Here is a 16330-nt window from a genome sequence, read left to right on the forward strand (position 1 = left end):
TCAACCCGAGCTGTAACCGTCAAATGAATTTCTTCCGTAGGTCATGCCTTTCCCCACCCGTTTTTCTCCGCAATTTTTCCTGATTCATCGATTTTGCGTAAAATGAAGTTGTTCGCTGGCGCGAGCAGAAAGGCAGGGCTTGAGGACGCAGGGAGGACAGATTTGGTCGATAATTTTTGCATTTTTAATCGGGCATGGTCGAGGAATCCTTGTTATATCGGCCTTTTTCGCGTCTGATCCCCCTCAAACTTTTGCTCTGAGTTTCCCCCGCCCATCGCTCTCAGGCATTAAAAAAGACGGGCGAATTCAGGCTTTTGACCCGAATCCACCCGTGCTGCACGGAACAACTTATTTTACTCAGGGAAGACCTTATTTTGCGTTAACATTTGCCGTACACGGTAATACAACTTATTCCACCGTCACGGATTTGGCCAAATTGCGTGGCTGATCCACGTCTTCTCCACGTGCTACCGCCGTATAATAGGCGAGCAGCTGCAAAGGAATGGCTGCCAGAACCGGTGATAATTCGGGCAGATCGACCGCCACATCAATACGGTGATCAATGGGCAACCCCACGGGCAGCGAACTGTCCACTATGCCCCAGACTTCGGCCCCACGCGCCTTGACCTCGAGAATATTAGAGACGGTCTTGTCCGCTACATCCCTTTCCGTCATGATGACGACGACCGGGGTATTCTCTTCAATTAAGGCCAGCGTACCATGTTTCAGTTCTCCTGCGGGATACGCCTCGGCATGGAGATACGAAATCTCCTTAATTTTCAACTGCCCTTCCATAGCCAACGCATAATCCCGTCCACGGCCGATATAAAAGACATCATGGCCACTAGCCAGACGCTCCGCCATATCTTTGACAGGTTCCATGACGTCCAAGACCTGATGTCCTAACAAGGGCAGTTGCAACAAGCCGCGCACTAAGTCCGGTCGCGGATGGCCATGGATATCTGCAAGCGCCAGCGCAATCAGAGTCAATACAAGGATCTGAGTCGTGTAGGCTTTGGTCGACGCGACCGCAATTTCTGGCCCCGCTAACGTATAGGCGACCGCATCAGACTCACGCGCCGCGGTTGATCCTACTGTATTGGTAATACTAAACGTAAAGTGGCCAAGTTCCCGGGCCAGCCGCAAACACGCCAAAGTATCGGCGGTCTCGCCGGATTGCGAAATGGCAATGACCATGGTATCCGGCTCCATAACGGGGTGGGCATAACGAAACTCGGAGGCCACGTCCACATTGACCGGAATTCGGGCTAAGCTCTCGATAAGACTCTTACCAATCAGCCCAGCATGATAGGCAGTGCCGGCCGCAATGATTTGAATGTGCTTCACGCGCTGCAAATACTCCGGAGTAAGACCGATTTGTTCCGGCACTACCCGGTCCCCCTGAATGCGCCCTAACAAACAATCGCTCCAAACATCTGGCTGTTCCATAATCTCTTTTAGCATAAAATGAGGATAGCCCCCGCGCTCCGCTTGGCGGATGTCCCAATCGACCGTCATAATCGGCCGTTCGACCGTTTCCCCAGCCAAATTCATAATTCGCACTGTATGCGGCGTGACAACCGCCATATCCCCATTTTCCAAGACTTGTGCTTGACGGGTGGCCGACAAAAACGCACTGAAGTCCGACGCCAAATAATTTTCTCCATCGCCCAACCCAATAATCAAAGGGCTGGTGCGACGGACCGCGATAATCCGGTCAGGTTGACGAGATGATATCGCTAAAAATGCGTATGCCCCTATAAGTCGCTTTTCGGCGGTCCGCACTGCCCCTTCGAGATCCTGGGCTCCCCCATACTCTTCCAGCAAATGGGGAATGACTTCCGTATCCGTATCGGATAGAAAATGGTGCCCTAATGCGATGAGTTCCGCACGCAGTTCTTGGAAGTTTTCAATGATACCGTTGTGAACGGTGGCAATTTCTCCATGACAATCCGTATGAGGATGGGCATTAATATCCGTGGGACGGCCGTGCGTCGCCCACCTGGTATGTCCGATGCCACAAGGAACCCCCGACGGCATGGCGCCCAACAATTCCCCCAATGCAGCGAGCTTGCCGCGCGCCTTTTGTATCGCAATACCTCCTTGCGCGGCCAAAGCAATCCCCGCCGAATCATATCCGCGATATTCCAACCGTTTAAGCCCAGAAAAAATAAATGGGAGGGCATCATTCTGTTCTCCCACAAACCCAACAATTCCACACATTGATCGATCGCCTCCATATTCAGGAGCCGGTCCCGGCCACACGTGTTTGTGCTATCCTTGCGGATAGCCTTTGTTCGTGATTTGACGACTGCCGGGGAGCCGGAGGTCACCCGCCGAGAAATTCGAGATCCCTCACCTCGTCAACCTTCTGCCTTATGGCAAAAGGTCCTGGCGCTCACGGGCATAGTGACATTATGCCTTGGCCGACTCCAAAGCACTCTGCACGACCGACGTTAGACGGTCAGCCCAAAGTTCAATTTCCGCAAGATCACGGCCTTCAATCATTATACGCAAGAGGGGTTCTGTGCCTGATGGCCGAATAAATACTCGACCCTCGCGTCCCAAGCTTTGCTCCGCAGCTTGAACGAGAGACAAGAGCCCGGGTATACTCTCCCAGGATGCTGTCTCTTTGTCAATGTGCACATTGCGTAAAATCTGCGGATAACGCTCCACAGGACGTACCATATCTGCCAAAGGCTGACCCCTGCGGCGCACTTCCGCCAATAACGCCAAGGCCGTAAGCAACCCATCGCCCGTGGCTGCATATTCGGACAAAATGACATGCCCGGACTGTTCGCCTCCAATTGACGCTCCGATCTCGCGCATCCGGTCCGCCACCCACCGGTCCCCTACCGGCGTCCGCTCAAGAATAATCCCTTCTTGTTCAAGAGCCCGCTCTAGTCCTAAATTAGACATAACGGTGGCGACAACGGTATTGCGAGCAAGCTGGTTTTGGGCCTTGAGACCGGTCGCCAGCACATACAATATTTCATCGCCATCGATAATGTGCCCGGTATGATCCACCACAATCAGCCGGTCAGCGTCCCCGTCAAATGCTAATCCGAGATCCCAATGCTGGGCCAATACCTGCTGACGCAAGCTCTGCGGATCCGTCGCCCCACAACGCACATTGATTAAATGGCCTTCGGGTTCAGCAAACAAGGCATGCACATGCACTCCCATGCTGGATAAAACTTTTTCTGCGGTTGCTATAGCAGCCCCATGTGCTAAATCGATGCCAACATGCAAATCCGGCATCATCCCTGCAAACAAAGACTCCAAGTACCGGTGGTAATGCGCCACAGCCGTCTCCTCATAGTGGAAAAGACGTCCGACCTTATGGGCCTGACCTAAGGCAAACTCTTGAGATAGTACCGTGCGCTCTACCTTATCTTCTTGCTGCACGGGCCACTTTCTTCCCATATGGTCTAAAAGCTTAATGCCGTTGTATTGCGGAGGATTATGAGACGCCGAAATCATCACCCCCGCCTGCGCCCCCATTTTCCCAATAAGATACGCTAAAGCGGGCGTCGGCAAGATCCCCACCAGCACTACGTCGACCCCGGACGACAAAAATCCGGCGGTCAACGCCGCTTCCAACATGGGTCCCGAAACCCGCGTATCGCGGCCAATCAAGACCTTTGAGCCAGGAGACAACTGGCTTGCCGCTGCTTGCGCAATCTCCATAGCTAAGCGACCCGTGAGTTCTTCATTGGCAACCCCACGGGCCCCATCTGTTCCAAACAATGACATCGGCTACATTCCCTTCAGGCTTGTGTCCTAAACTCTTGCTTTCTAGTGTATTATCCAGCCCTCGTGATGGTGACGTGGACATTGACGTCTTGCGTCGTCACACCACTCACTCCTGTAGGAAAAGCCAAGGGCACGGCAGACGACACGGACGCGCTATCGTTAGAGACCGAGATTGGCACCGTATAGATCACGGATATTTGAGACAAAGCAGACTTGCTCCCCGTAATGACGACGGATGCGGGATGCACCGCAATGGTCGACACGGCATAGCCGTGAGCGGGATAGCCCGATATTTTAGCAACAACCCCTACGGTTTTTTCGGGAGGCCGCTTTTTGATGGAGGCCTGTGCCGTAACCATGGTTGGCGAGACCTGTACGTTGGACACTAATCGGTCTTCACTATTTAACGGCATCAAAATCACTTGTTCTTGAAAACTGCTTGTACGTCCGCCCACCGGCATATCAGCGACCAACTCTTTAATCTTGTCCAAATCAGACATAGGGCCTGACACCACCGCCGTTTGCGTATTCGTCGCCAGTTGGGTCAATTCGTAACCAGGAGCGGGCGTCCCCACCGCTTTCAACGTCACATTCATATGTCTAGTCCCCATTTGGTCAATCACGACAGTGACGTGATTGGGAACGACATTGACGAAACTCGTGCCCGCGGGCACTGACACACGGACAGGCAATGAATAAGTCCCACTGGCTGTAATATTTTTCATATCGACAAACGCAGAAAATGATTGGGGATTAATTTTAGCCACCGTGGCAATCGGCCCCTTAACCTGAACCGACACCGATTTATAGTTCATGGACATCACCGTCAGATCGGCCTTCGAGGGGGGATTATATTCCACAGGCACCGGGCCAATAGACCGATCGCCCACGACATGAGAATTGGTGGACGTCACTTGAAACCAAAGAAACAGCGCGACCACCACCGATAGGATTTTCAAAATGGTGTTGTTTTCTAGAAGCCGGTCCATCATGAATTCACGCCCCTCCGCCAAATTTTCAAGGACGTATGAGGTTTGGCAATCAGTAATCGTGTCAGCATTTCGCGTAAGGCGCGATCTTCCAACCGGCGGTACAATTGCCCTTCTAGCGCCACAGAAATCCAACCGGTCTCTTCAGAGACAGCCACCACCACGGCATCAGATTGCTCGCTGATGCCAATGGCCGCACGGTGGCGACTTCCCAATTCACTACCAGGTTGCGCACTGTCCGTGAGAGGCAAAAATGCTGCGGCGGCAATCACCCGGTCACCACGGATAATACAAGCCCCATCATGTAGTGGCGTATTCGGCACAAAAATGTTTTCTAAAAGGGGAGCAGACACCAACGCGTCGATCGAGGTCCCGGTCGCCGCATATTCGTTAAGTCCTGTCGTGCGCTCCCAAACAAATAGGGCCCCCGTTCGGTTTCGTGAGAGATGGTCGCACGCCCGGGCTAATTCGTCAATCGCATGAGCGATATCCGCTTCTTCGTGCAAGAGAATGCCTTCAGAAAAAAATCGTCCTTGTCCGATGTGCTCCAATGCCCGGCGCAACTCCGGCTGAAAGATAATCGGGATCGCCACCACCAACATGACCTGAATTTCTTGCAGCAGAAAGTGGGTGGTATAAAGATGGAGCCAACTGGACACAGGAACGGCCACTAAAAGAATAATAATACCCTTAATCAGCTGAACCGCTCGCGTACCCCGAATTAACAAAAAAAATCGATAGAGACCGTAAGCGACGATCGAAATATCCACTACGGACAGGAGCCATGACGACCACGACATATTCTGGACAAATGACAACACCGGTTCCACCCCGCTTACCAGACCCCAAATATCTATCCATCCTATTTAGCGTACCATATTCTTAGCCCAACACCATGCATCTTAGGCTAATACCAATTTTCGGATTCACATCGTAGCAGCCTATGATAGACTAGCCGCGAGGGGGAAAAAATTTGACGCCGAATTCGCCGGGCTACCAACGCGCCTTACCATCTGACGGCTTAAGCGCCGTCACCGTGGCACGCCGCATCTACCGCGTCGTCAGCCTCTTCGTGAGCATCGTGCTCCGGATCAGTTGGGCGGCCGTGTTTCAAAAAAACCGCCCCGACACCGCGGAAAAAGAAGCGTTTTGGAACGACCTCTATACGCGCGAAGCCATTAAATTTCGCCAAACGGCCGAACAGCAAGGAGGGTTGTTAATTAAGGTTGGGCAATTTCTCTCGAGCCGCGTCGATTTGTTGCCCCAGCCGTTCATTGAACAGTTGCAAGCCCTCCAAGACAACGTCAAATCAGCCCCTTGGGCTGAGGTCCGCCCTATTTTAGAACAAGAATTAGGGCCCTTGCATGAATCCTTTCTCATTTTTGACGAAGTCCCCTTGGCCGCAGCATCACTAGGGCAAGTCTACCGCGCCGTACTTCCTGACGGCACCCCGGTTGCCGTCAAGGTCCAACGTCCTTATATTGACGGTACCGTTCAAGCGGACCTCAAAGCCTTGACGATCGTGGTCACATTAGCGACCCGCTTTACCCGCTTTGGGCGTGCCTTTGACCTGTATACAGTGCTCCGCGAATTTCGGCGGATTGTCATCGAAGAACTTAACTATCAACAGGAATTACAAAATACCGAACTGATCCGCGAAGACATTAGACACCTGCCATGGGTCATTGTGCCCAAAACCTATCCTGAGCTCTCGACGACGAGAGTGCTCACCATGGAATATTGTGACGGTATTAAAATCAACCAACGGGATGAGCTTCTCGCCCGAGGGCTGAACCCCACCACGATCGCAGAACATGCTATTCACCTCTATTTACATATGGTCATGGAGTCGGGTATCTTTCACGCGGACCCCCACCCAGGCAATTTGTTGGTAGCCCGCAATGGGGACCTGGTCCTCTTGGATTATGGCATGATTGGGATTTTGGACGTCCCCACCCGCAAGCAACTGCGACGACTGTTTGTTGCCGTATCCAAACGCGATCCGTCGGAACTCGCTGCCAGCATGGAAGCCTTAGGAATGGTCCGTCCCGAAGCCGATAGTGTTCAGCTCCGCAGGCAAATTCAATATCTCCTCGACCGCTATTATGCGGAAACATTAGATGAACTGACATCGTTAGATTTAGTCGCCCTTTTGCGGGACTTTGAAAATCTCCTGCGTACCCAGCCGATTCAAGTGCCAGGACACTTTGCCTTTTTAGGCCGGGCCATTGCCATCTTGGTCGGTTTAGCGGAAGGCTTGGATCCGGATATCAACCTCGTCACATTGTTTGCCCCCTATGCCAAACGCTTCGTCACAGAAGACCAAGGCGGTAGCCTGGGTTTTGTCAAGCGGACTGCCACGCACTTTGTCACTACCTTAGCCGACCTCCCCGATTTATCGCACCGCGTGTTAAAACAAGTCGAGAACGGAGAAGTAGAAGCCCAAGTCGAATGGAAAAAAGGTGCGTACCATTTGCGGCAATTAAACCGCACGTTACAAGGCGTCATTCAAGCCCTGTATGTGGTGGGTTTTACGCTAACAGCCAGTGTCCTTGTGATCTATCACCATCCGCTACTAGGTGACACGTTCTATGGGTTCGCAGGGCTAGCGTTCCTTTATGGATCCGTCCGGCGATGGCGTTAATTCAAATTGGCATAAATGCGCAAACGCGGGGCATTCTAACAGCCTAAACTGCTGTTAGAGGGGCTGACAATTGGTGTTTTGGCAGATCTTTGGGGCAACCCTTTTCGCATTGAGTTTGTTCAGCATTGCCGTTGCGTTGTTAATGCCGTATTTGGAAATGTCTCTGTTCAATGCCTTGTCCGACCGATTTCTCAAAAAGGCGCTCACGACGCGCTACATGACCAGCCTAACCTCTGCCTGGTCCCTCATGCGCCGCGCCAATCCCCAGATTTTTATTGAAAACTCGCTACGCGCCACGCAAGATACCGCCATTGGACGTCCCATGGGAACACCCCTAACGTTTTCGCATTGGGAACAGTTGGTGTTTAATCCCGCCCAAATTGCGCGCATGCCCACCCGTAGGCGAGAAGATGTATCGCTTCACACTATCATTGGGCCCAAATCGCAACATCCTTTGACAACCGATATTCCCTTATTAATTGCTGGTATGAGCTACGGGGGCGCTTTATCCCTCAAAACTAAAATCGCTCTGGCCATGGGTGCCAATGCGGCGGGCACAGCTACCAATACCGGCGAAGCCTACCTGCCAGAAGAACGCGACACAGCCAAACGCCTCATTGTCCAATATCATCGCGGTACGTGGCCTCTCTCCGCGCAAAACCATCCGGAATATCTTGATACCGCCGATGCCATTGAAATTCAAATTGGCCAAGGCGCTCAAGCGGGAGCAGCGATGGCTACGAATTCCGTCGACAAAGAGATGCAAAAATACTTTGGACTCAAAGACGGCGACCGCGCCGTCGTGGCTGCCCGTCTACGGGGCGTCGAGTCGCCAAAGGATTTTGTGCAATTGGTGCAAAAACTCAAGGGTCGCCACGGAGTGCCTGTTGGCGTGAAACTAGCGCCGTCTGGGTGGTTGGAAGATGATTTGGAAGTGTTATTAGAGGCGTCTGTGGACTTTCTCGTTCTTGACGGAGGAGAAGGGGGAACCCATAGCGGTCCCCCCATTTTACAAGATGATTTTGGCCTGCCAACCATGGCGGCAATCTCTGAGGCCGACGCATATCTCAAATCACAAGGAGTTCGCGATAAGATCTCCCTTATTGCAGCAGGCGGCCTCCGCAGCCCCGGAGACTATCTTAAGGCCATGGCCATCGGCGCTGACGCCGTCTATATAGGCTATGCAGCCTTAATGGCGCTGTCGGCCGCCGAGGCGGTCAAAGTCCTACCGTTTGCGCCACCTGAAGACTTGTTGTACCACAAAGGCCAGCATCAGCACGAGCTCGATGTGGACCGTGCGGCCAACCATCTGGCGCATTTCCTACGCTCTTCTTGCGACGAAATGCGCTATGGGGTTCAGGCCTTAGGTAAAACCGACGTTCACGACGTCAACCGGCACGACCTGGTAGCCCTAGATCCGTGGACCGCCCAAATGGCGAAAGTCCGCAGTATCGTCCGTCCGTGGCTTGGCCAACCAGGCATTTTTCCGGAGCCTCCATCATTTCAGTTCCGCCACGACGTACCACCTGATGTTCAATAAAACGCGTGGCTTATTCTGCCGCGGGGTGTTTGCCCACGCGGCGGAAATGCCACACCCCTTCCGCTACCGTAACCCCCAACACAATAAGCACAGCCCCTACGCCTTCAAGCAACCCTAGTTTTTCTCCTAAAACAATCCACCCCGCGACTGCGGCAATCACTGGTATGACGTACAGGTACAAGCTGGCTTTTCCGCCTCCTACAGCCATCACAGCATTTTGCCACAGTGAGAGTCCCATAATGGTGACAAACACCACCGTATAGGCCAAGGGACCCCAAATGTCCATACCATGAGGCACTACCTGATTCCATCTCATCCACGGTAATATGCCGATAGTGCCAAACACACTCATCCATCCTGTCAAGGCAATTCCCGAGATGGGCAGATGAAAACGGTCAGTCAACAGTGTGAAGAGAGCCCATAACAGGGCGGCAAGCAATGCATAGCCATCCCCTAAGATGGTTCCTCCCGTAGAAGCGCCCACTAATAGTAAGACCCCGATTAATGAAATGCCGGCCCCTAGAAACATTTGCGGGCCCGAAGGACGCAAGCGCATCAGGCGTTGGCCCACCAAGGTCATCAAGGGCGACAAATCGAATAAAAACGCCACATTAGCGGCCAGCGTATCATGCAAGGCGGTCGTAAAGGACAGCTGATATAAAGTGACGCCTGTGACCCCAAGAATTAATAATTTCACAACCGCCACAAGGCTTGTTGGATATTGCCTCATCATCCAAGGAACCGTGAGAACTGCAGTGGCCAAAAAACGCCAAAATACAAAATCGGCTGGTGGATAATGCCCCACGCCGATTTTAGTCACAACATAGTTGAGGCCCCAACTCAGGACCACAAGAGCCATACTGATCACAAAGCCGCGTCGATTCATAATGTATGTTGTTCTCTCTGGCCCACAAAATACGAAAGAGCCTGCAATTCCAAGGTTAAGTCAATCGGCTGCACAAAAACGTCCGGATAGTGTGTACACACAGCAACCGGCGCGAAATTCAAGATCGCACGGACACCACTTTGGGCTAAACGATCCGCGACCGTTACCGCCGCTTCTTTAGGTACCGTTAATACCGCAATGCCAATTCCGAATTCATGCACGAGCTCTTCTAAACGGTCAACAGACTCGACTCGTAATGACCCCACTTGCGATCCAATAATCGCAGGGTTACTGTCTAAAAGCGCCATAATCTGTACATCTTGATGGCCTTGGTCCACATAACGTACCAGTGCCGTGCCTAAATGCCCGGCTCCAACCACCATCGCCCGCACGCCCCGGTCGAGCCGCAGAATATGGTAAATTTCTTCTCGCAACGCCGCAACATCGTATCCCACACCCCGGGTGCCAAACGCGCCAAAATAGGCCAAATCCTTGCGCACTTGTTCCGATGAATAGCCTGTTGCTTGCCCAAGCATCACTGAGGTTACCCGTTCTTGTTGGCATTCGGTCAACCACCGCAGATAAGCCGGCAGACGCCGGATGGCCGCATCAGGAATCCGCTGCAACAACATCGCTCCTTCTCACTCACCGTTAATACTCTCTCGCCAAAACAAATTCCGCCAGCTCTTGCAATGCCTGTTGAGCTGGAACAGGCGGCAATTGCCGACACACATCTAACGCTAAAGCGATATGATGTTCGGCTTGACTCTTGGAATATTCCAGCGCTCCACTACGCACAAGAATTTGCCTTAAGTCTTCCACATAACGAGCCGGATCTGGCGAAGACAAGATCTCTTGCACGTTATCTTTATAGGCGGGCTGCTTCAAGGCATAAATGATAGGCAAGGTGTAAACGCCAGCCCCCACATCCTCCATGACTGCCTTCCCTAATTTTTCGGGATCTGCTAGCCAGTCGAGCAAGTCATCGACCACTTGATAAGCAAGTCCAATATGATGGCCATACTGCCCGAGTAACGTCTCTACGTCTTGGCTAACTCCAGTGGCAATCGCCCCTAAGCGGCAACTCGTCTCTAAAAAGAATCCTGTTTTCGCCTCAATCCGTTTCCAATACGCTTCTTCCGTGGCGATTCGTCCATGATCCATATTCTGGTATATTTCCCCGACGCACATCACATGCACGACTTTCGCTGCTAATTCTACAATAGCCAAATCGCCGGCTTGAGAAAAGAGACGGAATGCCAAGGCAAAGAGAAAATCCCCGGAGAGCACCGCGACAGCGTTGCTAAATTGCGTCCTGACAGCCGGAATACCACGCCGGAGGACCGCATCATCGATAATATCATCGTGAACTAATGTGGCCATGTGGATCATTTCCACAGCCGTTGCTACCTCAAGCAAACGGCGCTGTTGCTGGGAGGCAGTTTCGTTTCCAAACTGCCCCGCCAGAAGGACGAGCGCTGGCCGTAAGCGTTTCCCACTTGCTAAGAGAAGATACTGCGCCACTTCGTGAATGGATTCATTATCTGTCAACAATTGTTCTTCCAGCATCGTATTGACCTGTGCGAGATGCGGCTCCACCAATGAGAAAAACTCCAAAATAATCTCCTCTCTACCTGAGAAGGGTATGAAATGTGCGCCACTTATCTTTTTCAGTGTAGCACATCCCTAGAGGTTCTTAATGAAATTCTCATTTAGTGCAGCCAGAAAAAGTTGGCAGACTGATTCACCCAGTGTACAACCGGTGTCGGATAGACCCCAATGCCAATCGTGCCGACGACCGCGACAACGAGCACAACAATTTGTGCCCAGTTCACATTCCAACCGGCCAACGCTTGATCCTGACCGTCACGCCGAAACATCGCTTGCAAGGGCCGCAGATAAGCGCCCAGTCCTAAAAAGGTTCCGACAACCAGTCCTACCGCTAATCCGGGCTGATGGGCAAACAACGCCGCTTGCAAGAGATAAAACTTGCCGATAAATCCCCCTGTCAAAGGGATCCCGGCGAACGATAGCATGAACACAATAAAAAGTGCCGCAGCCCATGGCTTTTTGTAGGCTAAGGACCGCAAATCATCAATGGTCACATTGTTGTCGCCATTCGAGATCATAGTGATGATGGCAAAGGCCCCAATCACGGCCAGGCCGTATGGCAAGAGATAAAACAACATCGCCCGCGCTCCCACAACACTGTGAACAGCGACGCCTACCAGCAAAAATCCCGCATGGCCAATCCCAGAATACCCGAATAAGCGTTTGAGATCATTTTGGGTCAGCGCCACCAAATTTCCTACTATCATGGTTAACAATGCCAAGTATCCCAGAATCGGTCCCCATGAATCCGGCGATAGATAAAATCCGTACGCTAAAAACCGGAGTAAAATAACTGCCGCTCCAACCTTGGTGCCAAACGCCATAAAACTCGTCACAGAATCTGGAGACCCTTCGTAGACATCCGGCACCCACATATGGAAGGGCACAATCGCCAGTTTGAATAACAGTCCCACCAAGGCTAAGACGAGGCCTGCACCGAGAATAGGGGAATGGCTACTCACCGCGCTGGCAAAGTCCGTGAAGTTCATACTTCCCGACGCCCCATAAATTAACGCCAATCCGAAGAGTAAAATACCGGACGAAAACGCCCCCAGCAACAAGTACTTGAGGCCTGCTTCACCTCCTAAGGAATTACGGTGCGATGCAGCCAAGATATAGAGAGGTAAAGAGAGAATCTCAATTCCTAAAAACAAGGTCACCAAGTTTGCGGACATGCCTAACAGCATCATCCCTAACGCCGATAGCAGGACTAAAACGGGAAATTCGTCATGATGGCGTTCTGCCTGCCATCCTAAGAGAATCGTCGATCCTGCCGCAATGAGTACTAAGACATTCACGAACAAACTATACGTATCAATACTGACACTTTGATTAAAAAGAACTTCGGGTTTGAGATGATGGGTCCATATATCCACGGTCGCCCATAATGCTCCAAGACTGCCTAATAAGCCTAGCCACGACGGCAAGGTCGAATGCGCTCGGCTCACCATAATACCCAGCATCGCGATGAGTAGGGTGGCCAAGATGAGATATTCTGGCATCATCATGGATGTCGCGCTCATGATGCAGCGCCTCCTTTCGTCGCCAACAGATGCACGGCGTGATACAACGTTGGCGCTGCATGGCTGGTGATGCCCGCCGGCCAGACCCCCAACAACACCACTAAGAGTGCCAGTGTGCCAATGTATCCCACTTGGGCCGCACTCAAATCAAAAATCTTGGGACCTTGGCGGACACTTTGCATAACGCCTTGAAAAAGTCGAATCATATACCACGCGGCGACCACCAACACGACGCCCGCAATCACAGCAAAAGCCATGTCGTGGGCCACCAACCCTTGAATAATAAGGTACTCCCCTGTAAATCCAGGCAATCCTGGTAATCCCAAAGCGGCTAAAGCAAAGAATAAAAAGTACACAGCGAGCCTGGGCGCATCGTCATTGAGTCCCCCCATAGCCGCAATATCACGGGTCTTGGTTCGCTCTTCCGTAAAGCCAAGCACCACAAACAGGCCCCCGATAATCAGCCCGTGCGCGACCATTAAAAATGTCGCCCCCAAAATGCCAGCTTCTGTTAACGAAAACACGCCCAGAGCCATCATACCCATATGGGATAATGAGGCATAAGCCGCCGCCATTTTCATATCCTTTTGCCGCAGCGCCATGAACGCTCCATAGATCAATCCAATGGCCGCTAAAATCAAAAGACCCGTTTGGTAATGCCGCATTTGAGGCATAAAGATCGGTAACATGATACGCAAGAACCCGTAAATTCCCGCCTTGGACATAACTCCCGATAATAAGGCGGTAACCGGGGCTGGTGCTTCCGAATACGAATCCGGCATCCAGCCGTGAAAGGGCCATAAGGGCGCCTTAATCGCAAACGCCAGGAAGAAGCTAGCAAAAATCCATGGCGCTACGGCCGCAGACATGGGAACGTGGGTCAACTGATTAATTTCAAATGTCAACGTGCCAAACGGTTGAGCATGCAGGACCGCCACGGCAATGATGCCGATGAGCATAAACAAACTTCCAACCAAATTCATAATCAACCATTTCATTGCTGTGGCCCGCCCATGGCTGCCCGTGTATCCCGTCAAGAGAAAGAAAATCGGAATCAAGATGACTTCCCAAAACACGTAAAACAACATCAGATCCAGAGATTCAAAGACCCCGACCATGCCAAATTCCAGAAATAGAATCCAAAAGAAATAACTCTTTGGATACGCCGGGGATGACGCAAAGAGCGCCATTGTCGTCATAACGGTGGTCAACCCGATCAAAAACATGGATAAGCCATCCGCACCCAAATGGAAGCGCACGCCCCAGTCGGGAATCCATGGCGCATTGAGCGTAACCGGGCCATGGGCCAAGAGCACAATAAACGCCACAATTTCGACGAGACTCAGCCCCACGGCGACGAACTTTGCCCCGCGGTCGCCACTGGCAAGAGCAAGAATACTGCCAACCAGCGGAATCGCCAATAACCACACCAAAACCATCTCACAGCCTCCTCACAGTTTCTGCAATGACCGAGACCGGCTTTTACACCCGGATAAGGTAATACACCAAGATGGCTCCGACACCGACCATCATCGACAGTGCATACCGCCGTACATACCCTGTTTGTAAAGGCCTTAAGTCTTGACTCCAGTCCCAGACTACCGTTCCGATGCCTTTGACCGTAGCCAAAATGCCCGTCTCAGCCTGCATGACTGCGTTGCCGATTTTCTTGAAAGGAACTACGGCTACTGCTGTCCAGACCGCATCCATATACCATGCATGGTAGGCCCATTGGCCAATTCCATGCTCTGAGGCGGCATTGACCGGTGTCTGTTTGCGGATGTAAAGCATGTACGCCACGATAAAGGCAATGACGGCTAACCCTACAGTCACCCCTGTTGTCCACAAGGGTCCCGATTCCAATCCCGCATGCGGCGCTCCCGCGTATAAAGCGAAGACCGGAGCCAACCATTGGTTCAGCCATCCTTTAAGAAACCCGCCAAAGGTCGCCAGCACCGCGAGGATTACGACTGGTACGGTCATCACCCAAGGAGCCTCGTGCGCATGATCATAGAGCTTTTGATTGCGAGGACGCCCGAAGAACGCGAGAAAGAAGAGTCGGAACATATAAAATGTAGTAAGTCCCGCTGTAATGGCTCCGATCGCCCATAAGAACGGGTGTCCTAAGTTAAAAGCCTCTCCCAAAATGGCTTCCTTTGAAAAATACCCTGAAAAGGGAGGAATACCTGAAATCGCCAAGGTGCCGGCCAAGAACGACCATGTCGTCCATGGCATCTTACGCCATAACCCCCCCATATGGTTGAGGTCCTGCTCGCCCGCTAACGCGTGAATCACACTGCCTGCGGCAAGAAACAGTAGGGCTTTAAAGAAGGCATGGGTCATAAAGTGGAAGACCCCGGCAGTGTACGCACCGACCCCTACTCCCAAAAACATGTATCCCAATTGGCTCAACGTCGAATAAGCGAGTACCTTTTTAATATCGCGTTGAAAAATGGCTATACTGGCCGCAAAGATTGCCGTAAACGCGCCAATCGCCGCCACCAAATACGCAATGTCCGGCGCAATGCGCAGTAAAGGGTAAAGACGCGCCATCAAGTAGACCCCTGCTGTCACCATTGTAGCCGCGTGAATTAACGCAGAAACGGGTGTCGGACCTTCCATAGCATCTGCCAACCACATATGGAGAGGAAACTGGGCCGATTTGGCCATCGCGCCGAGATATAACAAGAAAGCCGTCCACTCAAAGAACGCAGTGGGACTCTGGTGGTCAAATATTTGAAAGAGGCCTGGATATGACACGGTGTGATAGTGAATGTACAACAAGGCTAACCCTAAAAGTATTCCCACGTCTCCTACAGTGTTCATCACAAACGCCTTTTTCGCAGCCCGAACTGCCGAGGGCCTTTGATACCAAAATCCAATCAGCAAATATGAGGCAAGCCCCACTAATGCCCATCCGATGAGCAACACTAGAAGATTGCCTGCCAATACTAAAAGCAACATGGAAAACACAAAGAAGTTCAGATAGGAAAAATACCGAGCTTTTTGTGCATCATCATGCATGTACCCAATCGAATAGATATGAATCAACATGCCTACGCCTGTAATGACGAGGAGCCACAATCCCGATAAGGGATCCAAATAGTAGCGCCAGTGAATGGCGGGCCCAAACCCCGTAATCCACGCAAATGCTGTCCCTGTCAAAAACCGATGATGAACCGGTAACCGCGACAGTTTAAGCACCTCTGCAATACTAATAAGGAAGCTAACTCCTACCAACAAACTCGCCCAGACTCCCGGGAGCTTTTTGGGCATAATGCCTTTAAACATGCCAATAGTGATGGCACCAAACAGAGGCAACAGCACAATTTCTGCCACACCTTGCATATCAGCCGCTCCTTACCGGACACCTTTTGTCGT

12 protein-coding genes are annotated in these 16330 nt (G+C 51.8%); 2 read left to right on the plus strand and 10 right to left on the minus strand.

The window, feature by feature from the left end:
• Nucleotides 1-408: 408 nt before the first annotated feature.
• From glmS to cdaA, 4 genes are all read right to left on the minus strand, one after another.
• On the minus strand, nt 409-2223 hold the full coding sequence (glmS, locus tag CO251_RS02265) for a glutamine--fructose-6-phosphate transaminase (isomerizing) (protein ID WP_103374183.1): 1815 nt from the start codon (nt 2221-2223) through the stop codon (nt 409-411).
• A gap of 192 nt (nt 2224-2415) precedes the next feature.
• Complete coding sequence (gene glmM / locus CO251_RS02270; RefSeq protein ID WP_103374184.1) at nt 2416-3756, minus strand: phosphoglucosamine mutase; 1341 nt, start codon at nt 3754-3756, stop codon at nt 2416-2418.
• A gap of 50 nt (nt 3757-3806) precedes the next feature.
• The gene (locus CO251_RS02275; RefSeq protein ID WP_103374185.1) at nt 3807-4748 is read right to left on the minus strand and encodes a YbbR-like domain-containing protein; all 942 of its coding nucleotides are present in this window, start codon (nt 4746-4748) and stop codon (nt 3807-3809) included.
• A complete protein-coding gene (gene cdaA / locus CO251_RS02280) occupies nt 4745-5566 on the minus strand; it encodes a diadenylate cyclase CdaA (protein WP_103374228.1) in 822 nt (273 codons plus the stop codon). The genes CO251_RS02275 and cdaA overlap by 4 nt, the downstream gene beginning before the upstream one ends.
• A gap of 152 nt (nt 5567-5718) precedes the next feature.
• Between cdaA and CO251_RS02285 the strand changes: the two genes are divergently transcribed.
• Nucleotides 5719-7389 carry an AarF/ABC1/UbiB kinase family protein gene (locus CO251_RS02285; protein ID WP_103374186.1) on the plus strand — a complete coding sequence of 557 codons (1671 nt, stop codon included), beginning with the start codon at nt 5719-5721 and terminating at the stop codon, nt 7387-7389.
• A gap of 73 nt (nt 7390-7462) precedes the next feature.
• The gene (locus tag CO251_RS02290; RefSeq protein WP_146038953.1) at nt 7463-8929 is read left to right on the plus strand and encodes an FMN-binding glutamate synthase family protein; all 1467 of its coding nucleotides are present in this window, start codon (nt 7463-7465) and stop codon (nt 8927-8929) included.
• A gap of 10 nt (nt 8930-8939) precedes the next feature.
• Here the strand turns inward: CO251_RS02290 and CO251_RS02295 are convergent, their stop codons facing one another.
• From CO251_RS02295 to nuoL, 6 genes are all read right to left on the minus strand, one after another.
• The gene (locus CO251_RS02295; protein ID WP_103374188.1) at nt 8940-9815 is read right to left on the minus strand and encodes a DMT family transporter; all 876 of its coding nucleotides are present in this window, start codon (nt 9813-9815) and stop codon (nt 8940-8942) included.
• Nucleotides 9812-10441, minus strand: a complete 630-nt coding sequence (locus tag CO251_RS02300) for a redox-sensing transcriptional repressor Rex (protein WP_103374229.1) — start codon at nt 10439-10441, stop codon at nt 9812-9814. The genes CO251_RS02295 and CO251_RS02300 overlap by 4 nt, the downstream gene beginning before the upstream one ends.
• 25 nt (nt 10442-10466) lie before the next feature.
• The gene (locus tag CO251_RS02305; protein ID WP_103374189.1) at nt 10467-11432 is read right to left on the minus strand and encodes a polyprenyl synthetase family protein; all 966 of its coding nucleotides are present in this window, start codon (nt 11430-11432) and stop codon (nt 10467-10469) included.
• A 95-nt stretch (nt 11433-11527) separates the two neighbouring features.
• Complete coding sequence (locus CO251_RS02310; protein WP_103374190.1) at nt 11528-12949, minus strand: NADH-quinone oxidoreductase subunit N; 1422 nt, start codon at nt 12947-12949, stop codon at nt 11528-11530.
• Nucleotides 12946-14388: a NuoM family protein gene (locus CO251_RS02315; RefSeq protein ID WP_103374191.1), complete on the minus strand. Its 1443-nt coding sequence runs from the start codon at nt 14386-14388 to the stop codon at nt 12946-12948. The genes CO251_RS02310 and CO251_RS02315 overlap by 4 nt, the downstream gene beginning before the upstream one ends.
• A 43-nt stretch (nt 14389-14431) precedes the next feature.
• Nucleotides 14432-16297, minus strand: coding sequence for an NADH-quinone oxidoreductase subunit L (gene nuoL / locus CO251_RS02320; protein WP_103374192.1), 1866 nt, complete (start codon nt 16295-16297; stop codon nt 14432-14434).
• Nucleotides 16298-16330 lie beyond the last annotated feature (33 nt).

Origin of the sequence: Sulfobacillus sp. hq2, from assembly GCF_002903155.1 — a bacterium.
GTDB lineage: Bacteria > Bacillota > Sulfobacillia > Sulfobacillales > Sulfobacillaceae > Sulfobacillus > Sulfobacillus thermotolerans.

Bases quoted from the DNA above. Each gene is read 5' to 3' on its own strand.
- glmS (WP_103374183.1), bottom strand. From the start codon at position 2,223: ATGTGTGGAATTGTTGGGTTTGTGGGAGAACAGAATGATGCCCTCCCA.
- glmM (WP_103374184.1), bottom strand. From the start codon at position 3,756: ATGTCATTGTTTGGAACAGATGGGGCCCGTGGGGTTGCCAATGAAGAA.
- CO251_RS02275 (WP_103374185.1), bottom strand. From the start codon at position 4,748: ATGATGGACCGGCTTCTAGAAAACAACACCATTTTGAAAATCCTATCG.
- CO251_RS02295 (WP_103374188.1), bottom strand. From the start codon at position 9,815: ATGAATCGACGCGGCTTTGTGATCAGTATGGCTCTTGTGGTCCTGAGT.
- CO251_RS02310 (WP_103374190.1), bottom strand. From the start codon at position 12,949: ATGAGCGCGACATCCATGATGATGCCAGAATATCTCATCTTGGCCACC.
- CO251_RS02315 (WP_103374191.1), bottom strand. From the start codon at position 14,388: ATGGTTTTGGTGTGGTTATTGGCGATTCCGCTGGTTGGCAGTATTCTT.
- nuoL (WP_103374192.1), bottom strand. From the start codon at position 16,297: ATGCAAGGTGTGGCAGAAATTGTGCTGTTGCCTCTGTTTGGTGCCATC.